Genomic DNA, 15,322 nt, shown 5'->3' on the forward strand with positions numbered 1-15,322 from the left:
GGGCCGGCCGCTGGCCGGTGGCTCCTTGAGCGGGAGCAGCCGACCAACGGTCGGCTCTACGGCGGGGAGCAGCCGACCAACGGTCGGGTGTACGGGAGCGGGAGCAGCCGACCAACGGTCGGGTGTACGGGGGCATGGCCGCCCTCCCACCGCGCGTCGCTTACATCTTGCGGACGCGGAACCGACGGCCCTTGATCTTGCCCGCTTCCAGCCGCGCAATCGCCCGGCCGACATGCTCGCGTGCGATCGCCACGTACGAGCGGGTGGCATAGATGTCGATCTTGCCGATCACCTTGGCCGACAGCCCGGCGTCGCCGGTCAGTGCGCCGAGGATGTCGCCGGGGCGCAGCTTGTCGGTCTTGCCGCCGTCGATACGCAGGGTCTCCATGGCGGCCTGCGGCAGCACCGCCGGGCGGGCGGTCGCCAGGGGGGTCTTCTGCCAGTCCAATGGCTTGCCCTGCGCCGCTTCCAGCGCGTCGGCGCGGTTGCGCTCGCGGCCGGTCACCAGGCTGATCGCCAGGCCGGTCGCGCCGGCGCGACCGGTGCGGCCCACGCGGTGTTCGTAGGTCTCGATGTCGGTCGGCAGCTCGTAGTTGATCACCGCCGCCAGGTCCTGCACGTCCAGCCCGCGCGCGGCCACGTCGCTGGCCACCAGTACGTTGCAGCTGCGGTTGGCGAAGCGCACCAGGACTTCATCGCGGTCGCGCTGCTCCATTTCGCCATGCAGCGGCAGCGCGGAGAAGCCGAACTGCTGCAGCGAGTTGGCCACGTCGTCCACATCGCGGCGCGTATTGCAGAACACCACGGTCGATTCCGGGTTGTACTTGAGCAGCAGCCCGGCCAGTGCCTTCTGCTTGCTGGCCAGGTCGGTCTCGCAGAACAGGTGGCGGATCGCCGGCGCGTTGTCGGCGCCTTCGACGGTCACCTCGACCGGATCGCGCAGCAGCTCGCGCGCGATCGTGCGGATCTCATCCGGGTAGGTGGCCGAAAACAGCAGCGTCTGGCGGTCCTTGCTGGTGCGCCCGGCGATCTCGCGGATGGGCTCTTCGAAGCCCATGTCGAGCATGCGGTCGGCTTCGTCCAGCACCAGCGTGGTCACCCCGCCGAGCTTGAGCACGCGCTTGCGGCCCAGCTCCTGGATGCGTCCGGGCGTGCCCACCACCACGTGCGGGTCGTGCGCTTCCAGCGAGGCCAGTTGCGGGCCCAGCGGCATGCCGCCGGTGAGCACCACCAGCTTGAGGTTGGGAATGCCGGTGGCCAGCTTGCGGATCTGCTTGCCCACCTGGTCGGCCAACTCGCGGGTGGGGCACAGCACCAGCGCCTGGGCGCGGATCACCGCCGGGTCCAGCGCCTGCAGCAGGCCCAGGCCGAAGGCGGCGGTCTTGCCGCTGCCGGTCGGGGCCTGTGCGATCAGGTCGCGGCGATCAAGGATGGCCGGCAGGCTCTGCGCCTGCACGGGGGTCATGCGGGTATAGCCCAGCGCGTCGATGCCCGCCGCCAGCGAGGCCGACAGGGGCAGTTCGGAGAATTCGTTCATGGCGCATTCTACCCGCTGCGCCGCTCGCCGGGCGGGTGCCGGCCAGGCTCAGGCCAGATCCAGCGCCCGCAGGCGGTCCATCAAGGCGCCGTGCTGGGCGTGGCTGAACTCGCCGAGGCTGGTGCTGACGTCCAGAATCAGCGTGTGAAACCATGGATTGGAATGCTCGATATCTTCATTCCAGCACACCGCCGCATCCGCGCCGGCGACCTGGCGCACCAGTTCAAGCAGGTCGTCTTCGGCGTCATCCACGGCCGCGTAGCGCTGCAGCAGCCGGTAGGGGATACGCAGGCAGCTGCGATCGACAGGGGGCACGCGCGCAGATTTCATCGCCGTAGTGTTGCACGGCCCGGGGCTCACCCCAGCCAGGCATGCACGCCCAGGTTGATGGTCAGCCCGCCGCCGATCAGCCAGCCGAACAGCAGCAGGGCAAGCATCAGCGGCTTCAGTCCGGCCTGGCGCAACGCCGAGACGTGGGTGGTCAGTCCCAGCGCGGCCATCGCCATGGCCAGCAGCACCGTATCCACGTCGATGGCCGCGGCGACCACCGCCGAAGGCAGTACGTGCAGCGAATTGATTCCGGCCACCGCCACGAACCCGAACGCGAACCAGGGCACCACGATCGCCGCGCGTCCGGCGCCGGGTTGCGTCGCACGGCCGCGCGCCAGCAGCAACGACAGCGCGACCAGGAACGGAGCCAGCATCATCACCCGCACCATCTTGGCGATCACCGCGGTATCGGCGGCGCCCTCGCTGACCGCGCGTCCGGCCGCGACCACCTGCGCCACCTCGTGCACGGTCGAGCCGGTGAACACGCCATAGGCCGCTTCGCCCATCGGCAGCCCGCCATGGGCCAGATTGAGCTGGTACAGCAGCGGGTACAGGAACATCCCCAGCGTGCCGAACACCACCACCGTCGCTACCGCCACGGTCACCTGGCCGGCGCGGCCGCGCACCACCGGTTCGGCGGCCATCACTGCCGCGGCGCCGCAGATCGCGCTGCCCGCGCCGATCAACAGCGCACTCTCGCGATCCATGCCGAACCAGCGGGTGCCGGCCCACCAGGCCAGCGCGAAGGTGCTGGCCAGCACCAGGGCGTCGATCAGCACACCGGCCACGCCGACCTGGCCGATGTCCTGGAAGGTCAGCCGCAGGCCATACAGCACGATCCCGGCGCGCAGCAGCCACTGTTTGGAGAAGCCCACGCCCGGCGCGGCCTGCGCGGCGATGCGCGGGTAAACGCTGTTGCCGAGCGCGATACCGAGCACGATGGCCAGGGTCAACGCGCTGATGCCGTGCGCCTGCAACCAGGGCAGGGTGGCCAGGCCCATTGCCGTCGCGGCCACCAGCAGGGCGAGCAGCAGCCCCGGCAGGCGCCCGCGCCAGCGCTGGATAAGGGGCGGAAGCGGCAGGGCGGCGGTGGACGTGGTCACGGCAGAACTCCAATCAATGCAGATCGTCAGGATGGAATCGTCCGTTGAACCTGTAAAACGGATTATTCATGTCATTTCAACCCGATAAATGGGTTAATGGCCGCATGCACATCACGCTTCGCCAATGGCAGGTTTTCGTGGGCGTCGCCGACGCCGGCACTACTGCGGCGGCAGGTGAGCAGTTGGCGTTGTCGCAGTCGGCCACCAGCGCCGCGCTCAACGAGCTGGAGACCCAGCTGCCGGCGCCGCTGTTCGACCGGATTGGGCGCCGGCTGGTGCTCAACGCACAGGGCCGCGCATTGCTGGGGCCGGCGCGTGCGCTGTTGGTGGGTGCCGCCGAGCTGGAGGCGATGGCCGGCATCGGCCGCGAGGCCGGCGCCGGCGGCCCCCCGCTGCACCTTCGGATCGGCGCCAGCACCACCATCGGCAACTATCTGCTGCCGGCCCGGGTCGCCTCGCTGCTCGCCGGCAATCCCCTGGCGCAGGTCGATCTGCGCATCGGCAACAGCGCCGACGTGGTCGCGGCGGTGCAGCGGCTGGAGGTGGATCTGGGCCTGATCGAAGGGCCCTGCCATGACAGCGGCCTGCAGGTGCTGCCGTGGCAGCGCGATGCCCTGGTGATCGTCGCTGCGGCAGGCGCGCCGCAGGGCCCGGCGCCGGACCTGGCCGCGCTGGCCGCGGCCCGTTGGCTGTTGCGCGAACCCGGCTCGGGCACCCGCGAGGCGGTGGAGCAGGCGCTGCTGCCGCACCTGCACCACTTCGGCCGGTCAATGCAGCTGGGCAGTACCGAGGCTATCAAGCAGGCGGCCGCGGCGGGGCTGGGCGTGGCCTGCCTGTCCAGGCATGCCGTGGCCGATCTGGTGGCACTGGGCACCCTGCGCATCCTGGATACCCCGCTGCCGCCGTTGTCGCGCCAGTTGTGGGTGGTGCGGCACCCGGGCAAGCAGGTGCCGCCGGCGTTGGCGGCGCTGCTGGCGCTGCCGCCGGACGCTTTCGCGCACGCCTGAGCGACGCCGCGCACCGCCAGCCCGTACAATGGGCGGATGCCTCTGATTACTCTGCAAAACGTCGACTTCAGCGTCGGCGGCCCCTTGTTGCTGGAAAAAGCCGAACTGTCGATCGAGCCGGGCGAGCGTATCGCCCTGATCGGCCGCAACGGCGCCGGCAAATCGACCCTGCTCAAACTGCTGTCCGGCGATCACAAGCCCGATGACGGCGAAGTCCGCGTGCAGCAGGGGGTCCGCATCACCCGCCTGGAACAGGAGGTGCCGCATGGTGCCGCCGGCAGCGTCTTCGACGTGGTGGCCGATGGCCTCGGCGAGCTGGGCCAGTGGCTGGCCGAATTCCACCACCTGAGCATGGCCGACGACTTCGACGGCGATGCCCTCTCGGCCGTGCAGGCCAAGATCGACGCCGCCAACGGCTGGGGCCTGGACCAGCGCGTCAGCGAGACCCTGACCAAGCTCGACCTGGATGGCGAGGCGGAGTTCGCGCGCCTGTCCGGCGGCATGAAGCGGCGCGTGCTGCTCGGCCGCGCGCTGGTGTCCTCGCCGGATCTGCTGCTGCTGGACGAACCGACCAACCACCTGGACATCGAGGCCATCGACTGGCTGGAAATGTTCCTCAAGAACTGGAACGGCAGCGTGGTGTTCGTCACCCATGACCGTCGTTTCCTGCGTGCACTGGCCACCCGCATCGTCGAGATCGACCGCGGCCAGGTCACCAGCTGGCCGGGCGACTGGGCCAACTACGAACGCCGCCGCGAAGAGCGCATGAACGCGCAGGCGCAGGAAAACGCGCGCTTCGACAAACTGCTGGCCCAGGAGGAAATCTGGATCCGCCAGGGCATCAAGGCCCGGCGCACCCGCGACGAAGGCCGCGTGCGCCGCCTGAAGGCGATGCGCAACGACCGCTCGCAGCGCCGCGAACTCGGCGGCAACGTGCGCATGGAAGCGGCGCAGGCGGAGAACTCCGGCAAGAAGGTCATCGACGTCAAGGACATTTCCTTCGCCTTCGGCGAGCGGATGATGGTCAAGGATTTCAGCACCGTCATCCTGCGCGGCGACCGCATCGGTCTGATCGGTCCCAACGGCAGCGGCAAGACCACGCTGCTCAAGCTGCTGCTGGGCGACCTGCAGCCGCAGAGTGGTGAAGTGCGCGCCGGCACCAACCTGCAGATTGCCTATTTCGACCAGTACCGCGCGGTGCTGCGCGAAGACTGGACCGCGATCGAGAACGTGGCCGAAGGCCGCGATTTCATCGAGTTCAACGGCAAGCGCAAGCACGTGCATGCCTACCTGCAGGACTTCCTGTTCTCGCCCGAGCGCGCGCGTGCACCGATCACCCGCCTGTCCGGCGGCGAGCGCAACCGCCTGCTGCTGGCCAAGCTGTTCGCGCAGCCGTCCAACCTGCTGGTGATGGATGAACCGACCAACGACCTGGACGTGGAAACCCTCGAGCTGCTCGAAGAGCTGCTGAGCGACTACACCGGCACCTTGCTGCTGGTCAGCCATGACCGTGACTTCCTCGACAACGTGGTGACCTCCACCATGGTCATGGAAGGCGACGGCGTGGTCGGCGAGTACGTCGGCGGCTACACCGACTGGCAGCGCCACGCCGCACGCGTGGCGGCGGCGGCCGCGTCGGCACCGGTGGCGGCGCCCAGGCCCGTTGCGGCTGCAGCGGTCGCTGCGGCCCCGGCCGAGCCCAAGCGCAAGCTCAGCTACAAGGACGCACGCGAGCTGGAACAGTTGCCGCTGAAGATCGAAACCCTGGAGAAGGACGTCGAAGGCCTCACCGCCGCGATGAACGACCCGGCGTTCTACCAGCGCAGCGCCGCCGACATGGCCGCGCACACCCAGCAGCTCGGCAAGGTGCAGGCCGAGCTGGATGCCGCCTACGCACGCTGGGAAGAGCTGGACGCCTGATCCCGTGATCGGCGTAGAGCCGACCGTTGGACGGCCTCAGCCGTAGAGCCGACCGTTGGTCGGCCTCAGCCGTAGAGCCGACCGTTGGTAGGCCTCACCCGTAGAGCCGACCGTTGGTCGGCTGGCGTCAGAGGTTCATGACGCCCGAACGAAAGGCAGCCGACCAACGGTCGGCTCTACCATTCGCGGGGTCATGACGCCCGGACGGAAGGCAGCCGACCAACGGTCGGCTCTACCATTCAGGGGGTCATGACGCCCGAACGAAAGGCAGCCGACCAACGGTCGGCGCTACCGCGGTTATTTCACCCCGTGCAGGTCCCGCAACTGGCTCGGCCGCGACCCGAAATACGCGGCGAGGTCGGCAATGTCCTGATCGCTTAGGCCGGTTGCCTGCGTGGTCATCAACGCATGTTGGCGGTCGCCGGCCCGATAGGCCTGCAACGCATGCGCCAGGTAGTCGCCGTATTGCCCGCCCAGTTTCGGGTAGGTCGGGTCGATCGGCTTGTTGCCGTCGGCCCCATGGCAGTCGATGCAGCTCTGCCCGGTCGCTTTGCCTTTGACCTGGGCCCGGGCCTCACCGGCGGCGATGCGACCGGCGGGCAGGCCGGCGGAGGAGCCGGACCCGTGCTCGCCACTGGCGTGGCCCGGATCGGCGGCGGAATCTGCGCTGTTTTCCACCTGCGACTGCGAACACGCAGTCATCAGCAGGGCAACGGACAGGGCGATGGCGTGACGCTTGAAGGGCGTGGCTTTCGACATGAGCGCGCTTATTTGACGGTGGACAGGTAAACAGCGAGATCGGCGATCTCCTGTTCGCTGAAACTCATGGACTGCGCCTGCATCGTGGGATGCCGGCGCTTGCCCTGGCGGTACTCGCTCAGCGCCTGGCTGAGGTACTGCTGGGTCTGCCCGCCAATCTTGGGCACCCGGTAGCTGGGGTAGGCGTTCTTGTAGCCGGTGATGCCGTGACACCCCTGGCAGGTATAGGCGAGCACGCGGCCATTGTCGAAGCTCCCGGTGAGGGGGGCGGGCGCGGCGGCGGCAGGGGCGGTGGCAGGTGCGGCAGGTGCTGCGGGTACTGCAGGAGCAGTGGCGGCCTGTGCGGCGGCCCCGAGGGGCAGGAGGACGGCCAGAAGACAAGCGGCGAGCGGCTGCGGGCGCATGATGTCCTTTCCGGTGTACGGGTCTGGTCGTTCCGGCGTGGGGTACGGAACTGGCCCGAGTATAGCCTGCGTTTTCAGCTAGCTGAAACCGGCCCGCGCAGGGAGGTTGCCGCAGGTCACCATGACCTTTGGGATATGGTGTGATCGTGACGTGGTGCATTACTTTGCTACCACACCTGCCCACGCATCCTTCAGGGACACGACGATGTCGCGAACTTCTCTCCTGCACGGCCGCACCGGAACCTGCGCCGCTGCCCTGCTTCTCTCTACCTCCCTGCTGCTGAGTGGCTGCGGCGCGGGCACCGGCACCGCCGATGCCCAGGCCGCCGAAAAGGACCCCAAGGCCCAGAAGGCGGTGGACGCGGTGCCGGTCGAGGCAGTGACCGTCAGCCGTCGCGCGGTGGCGGCCAGTTACACCGGCACTGCTGCACTGGAAGCGCGCGCCGAGTCGCAGGTGGTGGCCAAGACTTCCGGCGTGGCATTGGCGGTATTGGTGGAGGAGGGTCAGCCGGTCCGCGCCGGGCAGCCGCTGGTGCGGCTGGACCCGGATCGCGCGCGGCTGGCGGTGGCACAGAGCGAAGCGGTGATGCGCAAGCTGGAGAACAACTACCAGCGTGCGCAGAAGCTGATCGGCCAGCAGATGGTCAGCGCCGCCGACGTCGACCAGATCAAGTACGACGTGGAGAACGCCCGCGCGCAGTACCGCCTGGCCACGCTGGAGCTGTCCTACACCACGGTGGTGGCGCCGATCTCCGGCGTGATCGCCTCGCGCTCGATCAAGACCGGCAACTTCGTGCAGATCAACACGCCGATCTTCCGGATCATCGACAACTCCCGCCTGGAGGCCACCCTCAACGTGCCCGAGCGCGAACTGGCCACGCTGCGCGCCGGCCAGCCGGTGACGCTGGTGGCCGACGCGCTGCCGGGTAAATCGTTCCCCGGCGTGGTCGACCGCATCTCGCCGGTGGTCGACGCCGGCAGCGGTACGTTCCGCGTGGTCAGCGGGTTCGGCGAAGATGCCCAGGGCCTGCAGCCGGGCATGTTCGGCCGCATCCGGATCGACTACGACCAGCGCGCCGACGCGCTGGTGGTGCCGCGCCTGGCGCTGCTCGACGACGGCGAGCCGGCGGTGTTCCGCGTGCGCGCCGGCAAGGTCGCACGGGTGCCGGTCACGCTGGGCTACGCCGAAGGCCCGTGGGTGGAGATCCGCGACGGCCTGGCCGAAGGCGACCAGGTCGTCACCGCCGGCAAGGTGGCCCTGCGTGATGGCACCGCGGTGCAGGTGATCGGTGCCAGGCCGACTACCACCGCCGCCGCAACGCCACCGGCGAAGAAGGCGGAGAGCCGTCAATGACCTCGGCCGGCAACGACCACGGCAACGATCCGCACCACGGCGAGCGGCCGGGGGCACACGTCGGCGGCCTGGTGGAATTCGCCACCCGCCGCCGCGTCACCATCGCCATGTGCACGGTGACGCTGATGCTGTTCGGCTTCATCGCCCTCGGCAACCTCAAGGTCAACCTGCTGCCCGACCTGAGCTATCCCACCCTGACCGTGCGCACCGAGTACACCGGTGCGGCGCCGACCGAAATCGAAACCCTGATCAGCGAACCGGTCGAAGAGGCCGTGGGCGTGGTCAAGAACCTGCGCAAGCTCAAGTCGGTCTCGCGCACCGGGCAGAGCGATGTGGTGCTGGAGTTCGCCTGGGGCACCAACATGGACCAGGCCAGCCTGGAGGTGCGCGACAAGATGGAAGCGCTGAACCTGCCGCTAGAGGCCAAGGCCCCGGTGCTGCTGCGCTTCAATCCGTCCACCGAACCGATCATGCGCCTGGTGATCTCGGCCAAGGCCGATGCAGCCTCGGCGACCGATGCGGTGCGCCAGCTCACCGAGCTCCGCCGTTACGCCGACGAGGACCTGAAGAAGAAGCTGGAGCCGGTGGCCGGCGTGGCCGCGGTCAAGGTGGGCGGTGGCCTGGAGGACGAGATCCAGGTGGACATCGACCAGCAGAAGCTGGCACAGCTCAACCTGCCGATCGACAACGTCATCAAGCGCCTCAAGGAAGAGAACATCAACATCTCCGGCGGTCGCCTGGAGGAAGGTTCGCAGCGCTTCCTGGTGCGCACCGTCAACCAGTTCGCCGACCTGGAGGACATCCGCAACCTGCTGGTGACCACCCAGGGCAGCAATGGCAGCGCTGCGGACGCAGCCATGCAGCAGATGTTCGCGATCGCCGCCTCCACCGGTTCGGACGCGGCCGTCGCGGCCGCCTCTGCCGCGCAGAGCGCCTCCAGCAGCAGTTCCTCCACCATCGCCAACGGCGTGCCGGTGCGGCTGAAGGATGTCGCCAGCGTTCGCCAGGGCTACAAGGAGCGCGAGGCGATCATCCGCCTGGGCGGCAGGGAAGCGGTCGAGCTGGCCATCTACAAGGAAGGCGACGCCAACACCGTGGCCACCGCCGAGGCGCTGCGTGCGCGCCTGGAGCAGATCAAGGGCCAGATCCCCGGCGATGCCGAACTGACCACCATCGAAGACCAGTCGCGCTTCATCGAACACGCCATCAGCGACGTCAAGAAGGACGCGGTGATCGGTGGCCTGCTGGCCATCCTGATCATCTTCCTGTTCCTGCGTGACGGCTGGAGCACCTTCGTGATCAGCCTGTCGCTGCCGGTCTCGATCATCACCACGTTCTTCTTCATGGGCCAGATGGGATTGAGCCTCAACGTCATGTCGCTGGGCGGCCTGGCGCTGGCCACCGGCCTGGTCGTGGACGACTCGATCGTGGTGCTGGAGAGCATCGCCAAGGCACGCGAACGTGGGCTGGGCATCCTGCAGGCCGCCATCGTCGGCACCCGCGAAGTGAGCATGGCCGTGGTCGCTTCCACCCTCACCACCATCGCGGTGTTCCTGCCGCTGGTGTTCGTGGACGGCATTGCCGGCCAGCTGTTCCGCGACCAGGCGCTGACCGTGGCGATCGCCATCGCGATCTCGCTGCTGGTGTCGATGACCCTGATCCCGATGCTGAGTTCGCTCAAGGGCCGCCCGCCGCTCGCCTTCCCGGAAGAGCCCGCGCAGGCCGCATGGCAGCCCCAACAGCGCTGGCTCAAGCCGGTCGCCGGCGGCCGCCGTGGCATCGGCGCGCTGGTGCGCTGGAGCTGCTTTGGCCTGGCCTGGGCGGTGGTCCGGGTCTGGCGTGGCCTGGCCGCGGTCATCGGCCCGGTCATGCGCAAGGCCAGCGACATCGCGATGAAGCCCTATGCCGGTGCCGAGCGCGGTTACCTGAAGCTGCTGCCCGGGGCCCTGCATCATCCGGGCAAGGTGCTGGGCCTGGCCGCGCTGGCCTTCGTGGCCAGCCTGGCGTTGGTGCCGATGCTCGGTGCCGACCTCATCCCGCAGCTGGCCCAGGACCGCTTCGAGATGACCGCCAAGCTGCCGGCCGGTACGCCGCTCAAGCAGACCGACGCACTGGTCCGCGAGCTGCAGTTGGCGCATGCCAAGGATGCGCAGATCGCGTCCCTGTACGGCGTCAGCGGCAGCGGTACGCGGCTGGATGCCAGCCCCACCGAAAGCGGTGAGAACATCGGCAAGCTGACCGTGGTGATGGCCGGTGGCGGCGACGCGCGCACGGAAGCGGCGATCACCGAGCGCCTGCGTGATTCGATGCAGCAGCATCCCGGCGTGCAGGTCGATTTCGCGCGGCCGGCATTGTTCAGCTTCTCCACGCCGCTGGAAGTGGAACTGCGCGGCCAGGACATGGCTACGCTGGAACGCGGCGGCCAGGCGCTGGCGGCGATGCTGCGCAACAACCCGCACTATGCCGACGTCAAGTCCACGGTCGAGGAGGGCTTCCCGGAAATCCAGATCCGTTTCGACCAGGAGCGCGCCGGCGCGCTGGGGCTGACCACGCGGCAGATCGCCGACGTGGTGGTCAAGAAGGTGCGTGGCGACGTGGCCACCCGCTACAGTTTCCGCGACCGCAAGATCGACGTGCTGGTGCGTGCCCAGGAAGGCGACCGCGCCAGCGTGGACAGCATCCGCCGCTTGATCGTCAATCCCGGCAGCAGCCGTCCGGTCACGCTGGACGCGGTGGCCGAGGTGGTCGCCACCAACGGCCCCAGCGAGATCCATCGCGCCGACCAGACGCGCGTGGCGGTGGTCTCGGCCAACCTGCGCGACATCGACCTGGGCGGTGCGGTGCGCGAAGTGCAGGAGATGGTCGCCAAGGACCCACTGGGCGCGGGCGTGGCGATGCACATCGGCGGACAGGGCGAGGAGCTGGCCGAATCGGCGCGCTCGCTGATCTTCGCCTTCGGCCTGGCGATCTTCCTGGTCTACCTGGTGATGGCCTCGCAGTTCGAGTCACTGCTGCATCCGTTCGTCATCCTGTTCACCATCCCGCTGGCCCTGGTGGGCGCGATCCTGGCGCTGATGCTGAGCGGCAAGCCGATCTCGGTGGTGGTGTTCATCGGCCTGATCCTGCTCGTGGGTCTGGTCACCAAGAACGCCATCATCTTGATCGACAAGGTCAACCAGCTGCGCGAAGCCGGCGTGCCCAAGCAGCAGGCGCTGGTCGAAGGCGCGCGCTCGCGCCTGCGCCCGATCATCATGACCACGCTGTGCACCCTCTTCGGGTTCCTGCCGCTGGCGGTGGCGATGGGCGAGGGCGCCGAAGTGCGCGCACCGATGGCGATCACCGTGATCGGCGGCCTGCTGGTGTCCACGCTGCTCACCCTGGTGGTCATCCCGGTGGTGTACGACCTGCTGGATCGACGCGGTGATGCCTACTACCGCGAACGTGGGCGCAAGCACGCCGGCCACGCCGAGCCCACCGCCGGCGGCGCTGCACAGGAGCCGGCATGAGCATCGCCGAGTTCTCCATCCGCCGCCCGATCACCACCATCATGTGCTTCGTATCGTTGGTGGTGGTGGGGCTGATCGCCTCGTTCCGGCTGCCGCTGGAAGCCCTGCCGGACATCTCCGCGCCGTTCCTGTTCGTGCAGGTGCCCTACACCGGCTCCACCCCGGAAGAGGTGGAGCGCAATATCATCCGCCCCACCGAGGAGGCGCTGGCGACCATGACCGGGATCAAGCGCATGCGCTCCTCGGCCACCTCCGAAGGCGCCAGCATCTTCATCGAGTTCACCGACTGGGACCGCGACATCGCCATCGCCGCCTCCGACGCGCGCGAGCGCATCGATGCGATCCGCAGTGACCTGCCCGACGATCTGCAGCGCTACAACGTGTTCAAGTGGTCCAGCAGCGACGAGCCGGTGCTGAAGGTGCGCCTGGCCAGCAGCGCCGACCTGACCGGCGCGTATGACATGCTCGACCGCGAGTTCAAGCGGCGCATCGAGCGCATTCCCGGCGTGGCCCGGGTCAACATCTCCGGCGCACCGCCCAACGAGGTGGAAATCGCGATCAGCCCCGACCGCCTGACCGCGCACAACCTGAGCATCAACGACCTCAGCGACCGCCTGCGCACGCTCAACTTTTCCATCTCCGCCGGGCAGATCGACGACAACGGCCAGCGCGTGCGCATCCAGCCGGTCGGCGAGATCACCGACCTGCAGGAGCTGCGCGACCTGGTGATCGACACCCGGGGGCTGCGCCTGGGCGATATCGCCGACATCCGCCTCAAGCCGACCCGGATGAGTTACGGCCGGCGCCTGGATGGCAATCCGGCGGTGGGCCTGGACATCTACAAGGAGCGCAGCGCCAACCTGGTGGAGGTCTCGCGCGCGGCGCTGGCCGAGGTCGAGGCGATCCGCACGCAGCCGTCGATGCGCGACGTGCAGATCAAGGTGATCGACAACCAGGGCAAGACGGTCACCTCCTCGCTGCTGGAACTGGCCGAAGCCGGCGCGGTCGGCCTGCTGCTGTCGGTCACGGTGCTGTTCTTCTTCCTGCGCCACTGGCCGTCGACGCTGATGGTGACCCTGGCGATCCCGATCTGTTTCGTGATCACGCTGGGCTTCATGTATTTCGCCGGCGTCACCCTCAACATCCTGAGCATGATGGGCCTGCTGCTGGCGGTCGGCATGCTGGTGGACAACGCGGTGGTGGTGGTGGAGAGCATCTACCAGGAACGCGAGCGCATGCCCGACCAGCCGCGGCTGGCCTCGATCGTCGGCACCCGCAACGTGGCCATCGCGCTCAGCGCCGGCACGCTGTGCCACTGCATCGTGTTCGTGCCCAACCTGTTCGGCGAAACCAACAACATCAGCATCTTCATGGCGCAGATCGCGATCACCATTTCGGTCTCGCTGCTGGCGTCGTGGCTGGTCGCGGTCAGCCTGATCCCGATGCTGTCGGCCCGCATGCAGACGCCCAAGCTGGTGCATTCGGAGAGCGGGGTGATCGCACGCCTGCAGCGCCGCTACGCGCGCCTGCTGCAATGGACGCTGGAACACCGGGGCTGGAGCGTGTTCGGCATCGTGACGGTGGTGCTGGTAAGCCTGGTACCGATGAAGCTGACCAAGGTCGACATGTTCGGCGGTGAGGGTGGCAAGGACATTTTCATCGGCTACAACTGGAAGGGTGCCTACACCTACGGGCAGATGTCCGAGGAAGTCGCACGCGTCGAGCGCTACCTGGATGACAACCGCGAGAAGCTGCACATCACCCAGGTGTATTCCTGGTACAGCGAAGAGGAAGGCAGCAGCACCACCGTCACCTTCGACGCCGCGCATGCCGACAACCTGCCCGCCGTGCAGGAAGTGCTGCGCAAGGGCCTGCCGCGCTCGGCGCGCGCGGACTACATCGTCGGCAACCAGGGCGGGGATGGTGGCGGTGGCGGCACCCAGTCGGTGCAGGTGCAGCTGGTCGGGGACTCGACCAAGATGCTGCAGGAGATCGGCGAACAAGTGGTGCCCCTGCTGGCCCAGCGCAAGGAACTGCGCGATGTGCGCATCGACAATGGCGAGAAGGGCAGCGAACTGGCCATCCACGTCGACCGCGAGCGTGCCGCCGCCTTCGGCTTCAACGCCGAACAGGTCGCCAGCTTCGTCGGCCTGGCCCTGCGCGGCGCGCCGCTGCGGGAGTTCCGTCGCGGCGACAGCGAAGTGCCGGTATGGGTGCGCTTTGCCGGCGCCGAGCAGAGCAGCCCGGAAGACCTGGCCAGCTTCACCGTGCGTACCGGCGACGGCCGCTCGGTCCCGCTGCTGAGCCTGGTCGACGTCTCGATCAAGCCATCGGCCACCCGGGTTGCCCGCACCAACCGCCAGACCACCCTGACCATCAAGGCCAACCTTGCCGAGAAGATCACCACCCCGGAAGCACGCAAGGCCATGGAGGACACGCTCAAGCCGATGAGCTTCCCGGCAGGTTACAGCTTCACCTTCGATGGGGGCGACTACGGCAACGACAACGAAGCCATGCAGCAGATGCTGTTCAACCTGATCATCGCGCTGGTGATGATCTACGTGGTGATGGCCGCGGTGTTCGAATCGCTGTTGTTCCCGGCCGCGATCATGAGCGGGGTGCTGTTCTCGATCTTCGGCGTGTTCTGGCTGTTCTGGCTCACCGGCACGTCGTTCGGGATCATGTCTTTCATCGGCATCCTGGTGCTGATGGGGGTGGTGGTGAACAACGGCATCGTGATGATCGAGCACATCAACAACCTGCGCCGGCGCGGGGTAGGGCGCACCCAGGCGCTGGTGGAGGGTTCGCGCGAGCGCCTGCGCCCGATCATGATGACCATGGGCACGGCGATCCTGGCCATGGTGCCGATTTCGCTCACCGACACCCAGCTGCTGGGCGACGGCCCGCCGTACTACCCGATGGCGCGTGCCATCGCCGGCGGCCTGGCGTTCTCGACGGTGGTCAGCCTGCTGTTCCTGCCGACCATCTACGCCATGCTCGATGACATGAGCACGGCGGTGTCGCGGATCATCCGCCGTGCGCGCGGGCTGCCGGCGAAGGGCGACGCGGCAACGGTCGCCTGAACGGGCCGGTGGCCGCCGGCCAACAATCCCGGCGTTCGGTAGTGCCGGCCGTCGGGCCGGGGTGGGCACTGCCAGGCGGTGTCTCCGTTCGGGTCCGTCGCACCGCAAGCCGCGCCCCGTCGCAGCCGGTAGGCCCCTGGCGCAAATGTCCCCCGGCCGCGTGGCGGCCTCCTCCTTTATTTTGCCCAGGAGCCTACCGGCTGCGACGGGGCGCGGCTTGCGGTGCGCAGGTGGAAGCAAGGCTTTGCTGGCGCTGACGCTGGTCGGTGGGTTGGGGGGGGGGGGGGGGGGGGGGGGGGGGGGGGGGGGGGGGGGGGGG

Annotated in this window: 10 protein-coding genes; 5 read left to right on the forward strand and 5 right to left on the reverse strand. The window is 68.3% G+C overall.

The window, feature by feature from the left end; translation table 11 throughout:
• Window positions 1-160 precede the first annotated feature (160 nt).
• The 3 genes from dbpA to AC06FD_RS10680 are packed head-to-tail and all read right to left on the reverse strand — an operon-like array spanning window position 161 to window position 2,970.
• Window positions 161-1,537, reverse strand: coding sequence for an ATP-dependent RNA helicase DbpA (gene dbpA / locus AC06FD_RS10670; protein WP_478048653.1), 1,377 nt, complete (start codon window positions 1,535-1,537; stop codon window positions 161-163).
• A 48-nt stretch (window positions 1,538-1,585) separates the two neighbouring features.
• Window positions 1,586-1,852 (reverse strand): hypothetical protein, encoded by a 267-nt coding sequence (locus AC06FD_RS10675; RefSeq protein ID WP_478077749.1) that lies wholly within the window; start codon window positions 1,850-1,852, stop codon window positions 1,586-1,588.
• Between the two features lie 41 nt (window positions 1,853-1,893).
• The gene (locus AC06FD_RS10680) at window positions 1,894-2,970 is read right to left on the reverse strand and encodes a YeiH family protein (protein ID WP_478077750.1); all 1,077 of its coding nucleotides are present in this window, start codon (window positions 2,968-2,970) and stop codon (window positions 1,894-1,896) included.
• Between the two features lie 104 nt (window positions 2,971-3,074).
• Between AC06FD_RS10680 and AC06FD_RS10685 the strand changes: the two genes are divergently transcribed.
• Window positions 3,075-3,977 (forward strand): LysR family transcriptional regulator, encoded by a 903-nt coding sequence (locus AC06FD_RS10685; protein ID WP_478077751.1) that lies wholly within the window; start codon window positions 3,075-3,077, stop codon window positions 3,975-3,977.
• Window positions 3,978-4,013: 36 nt separating this feature from the next.
• Complete coding sequence (locus AC06FD_RS10690; protein WP_478077752.1) at window positions 4,014-5,897, forward strand: ATP-binding cassette domain-containing protein; 1,884 nt, start codon at window positions 4,014-4,016, stop codon at window positions 5,895-5,897.
• Window positions 5,898-6,194: 297 nt separating this feature from the next.
• On the opposite strand, the gene AC06FD_RS10695 is transcribed toward AC06FD_RS10690, so the two are convergent.
• Together AC06FD_RS10695 and AC06FD_RS10700 are read right to left on the reverse strand one after the other, a co-directional pair.
• Complete coding sequence (locus AC06FD_RS10695) at window positions 6,195-6,656, reverse strand: c-type cytochrome (RefSeq protein ID WP_478077753.1); 462 nt, start codon at window positions 6,654-6,656, stop codon at window positions 6,195-6,197.
• An 8-nt stretch (window positions 6,657-6,664) separates the two neighbouring features.
• Window positions 6,665-7,060, reverse strand: coding sequence for a c-type cytochrome (locus tag AC06FD_RS10700; protein WP_259208408.1), 396 nt, complete (start codon window positions 7,058-7,060; stop codon window positions 6,665-6,667).
• A 205-nt stretch (window positions 7,061-7,265) separates the two neighbouring features.
• Between AC06FD_RS10700 and AC06FD_RS10705 the strand changes: the two genes are divergently transcribed.
• The 3 genes from AC06FD_RS10705 to AC06FD_RS10715 are packed head-to-tail and all read left to right on the forward strand — an operon-like array spanning window position 7,266 to window position 15,003.
• Window positions 7,266-8,414 carry an efflux RND transporter periplasmic adaptor subunit gene (locus AC06FD_RS10705; RefSeq protein ID WP_478077754.1) on the forward strand — a complete coding sequence of 383 codons (1,149 nt, stop codon included), beginning with the start codon at window positions 7,266-7,268 and terminating at the stop codon, window positions 8,412-8,414.
• On the forward strand, window positions 8,411-11,920 hold the full coding sequence (locus AC06FD_RS10710; RefSeq protein WP_478077755.1) for an efflux RND transporter permease subunit: 3,510 nt from the start codon (window positions 8,411-8,413) through the stop codon (window positions 11,918-11,920). The genes AC06FD_RS10705 and AC06FD_RS10710 overlap by 4 nt, the downstream gene beginning before the upstream one ends.
• Window positions 11,917-15,003 (forward strand): efflux RND transporter permease subunit, encoded by a 3,087-nt coding sequence (locus AC06FD_RS10715; protein ID WP_478077756.1) that lies wholly within the window; start codon window positions 11,917-11,919, stop codon window positions 15,001-15,003. Before AC06FD_RS10710 ends, AC06FD_RS10715 begins: the two co-directional genes overlap by 4 nt.
• Window positions 15,004-15,322: the final 319 nt, after the last annotated feature.

Source organism: Stenotrophomonas sp. Steno-Z1 (assembly GCF_056393175.1).

What these genes read in the sequence shown, in the direction of transcription:
- dbpA (WP_478048653.1), bottom strand. Translation starts at nt 1,537, where the DNA reads ATGAACGAATTCTCCGAACTGCCCCTGTCGGCCTCGCTGGCGGCGGGC.
- AC06FD_RS10685 (WP_478077751.1), top strand. Translation starts at nt 3,075, where the DNA reads ATGCACATCACGCTTCGCCAATGGCAGGTTTTCGTGGGCGTCGCCGAC.
- AC06FD_RS10690 (WP_478077752.1), top strand. Translation starts at nt 4,014, where the DNA reads ATGCCTCTGATTACTCTGCAAAACGTCGACTTCAGCGTCGGCGGCCCC.
- AC06FD_RS10695 (WP_478077753.1), bottom strand. Translation starts at nt 6,656, where the DNA reads ATGTCGAAAGCCACGCCCTTCAAGCGTCACGCCATCGCCCTGTCCGTT.
- AC06FD_RS10700 (WP_259208408.1), bottom strand. Translation starts at nt 7,060, where the DNA reads ATGCGCCCGCAGCCGCTCGCCGCTTGTCTTCTGGCCGTCCTCCTGCCC.
- AC06FD_RS10705 (WP_478077754.1), top strand. Translation starts at nt 7,266, where the DNA reads ATGTCGCGAACTTCTCTCCTGCACGGCCGCACCGGAACCTGCGCCGCT.
- AC06FD_RS10710 (WP_478077755.1), top strand. Translation starts at nt 8,411, where the DNA reads ATGACCTCGGCCGGCAACGACCACGGCAACGATCCGCACCACGGCGAG.
- AC06FD_RS10715 (WP_478077756.1), top strand. Translation starts at nt 11,917, where the DNA reads ATGAGCATCGCCGAGTTCTCCATCCGCCGCCCGATCACCACCATCATG.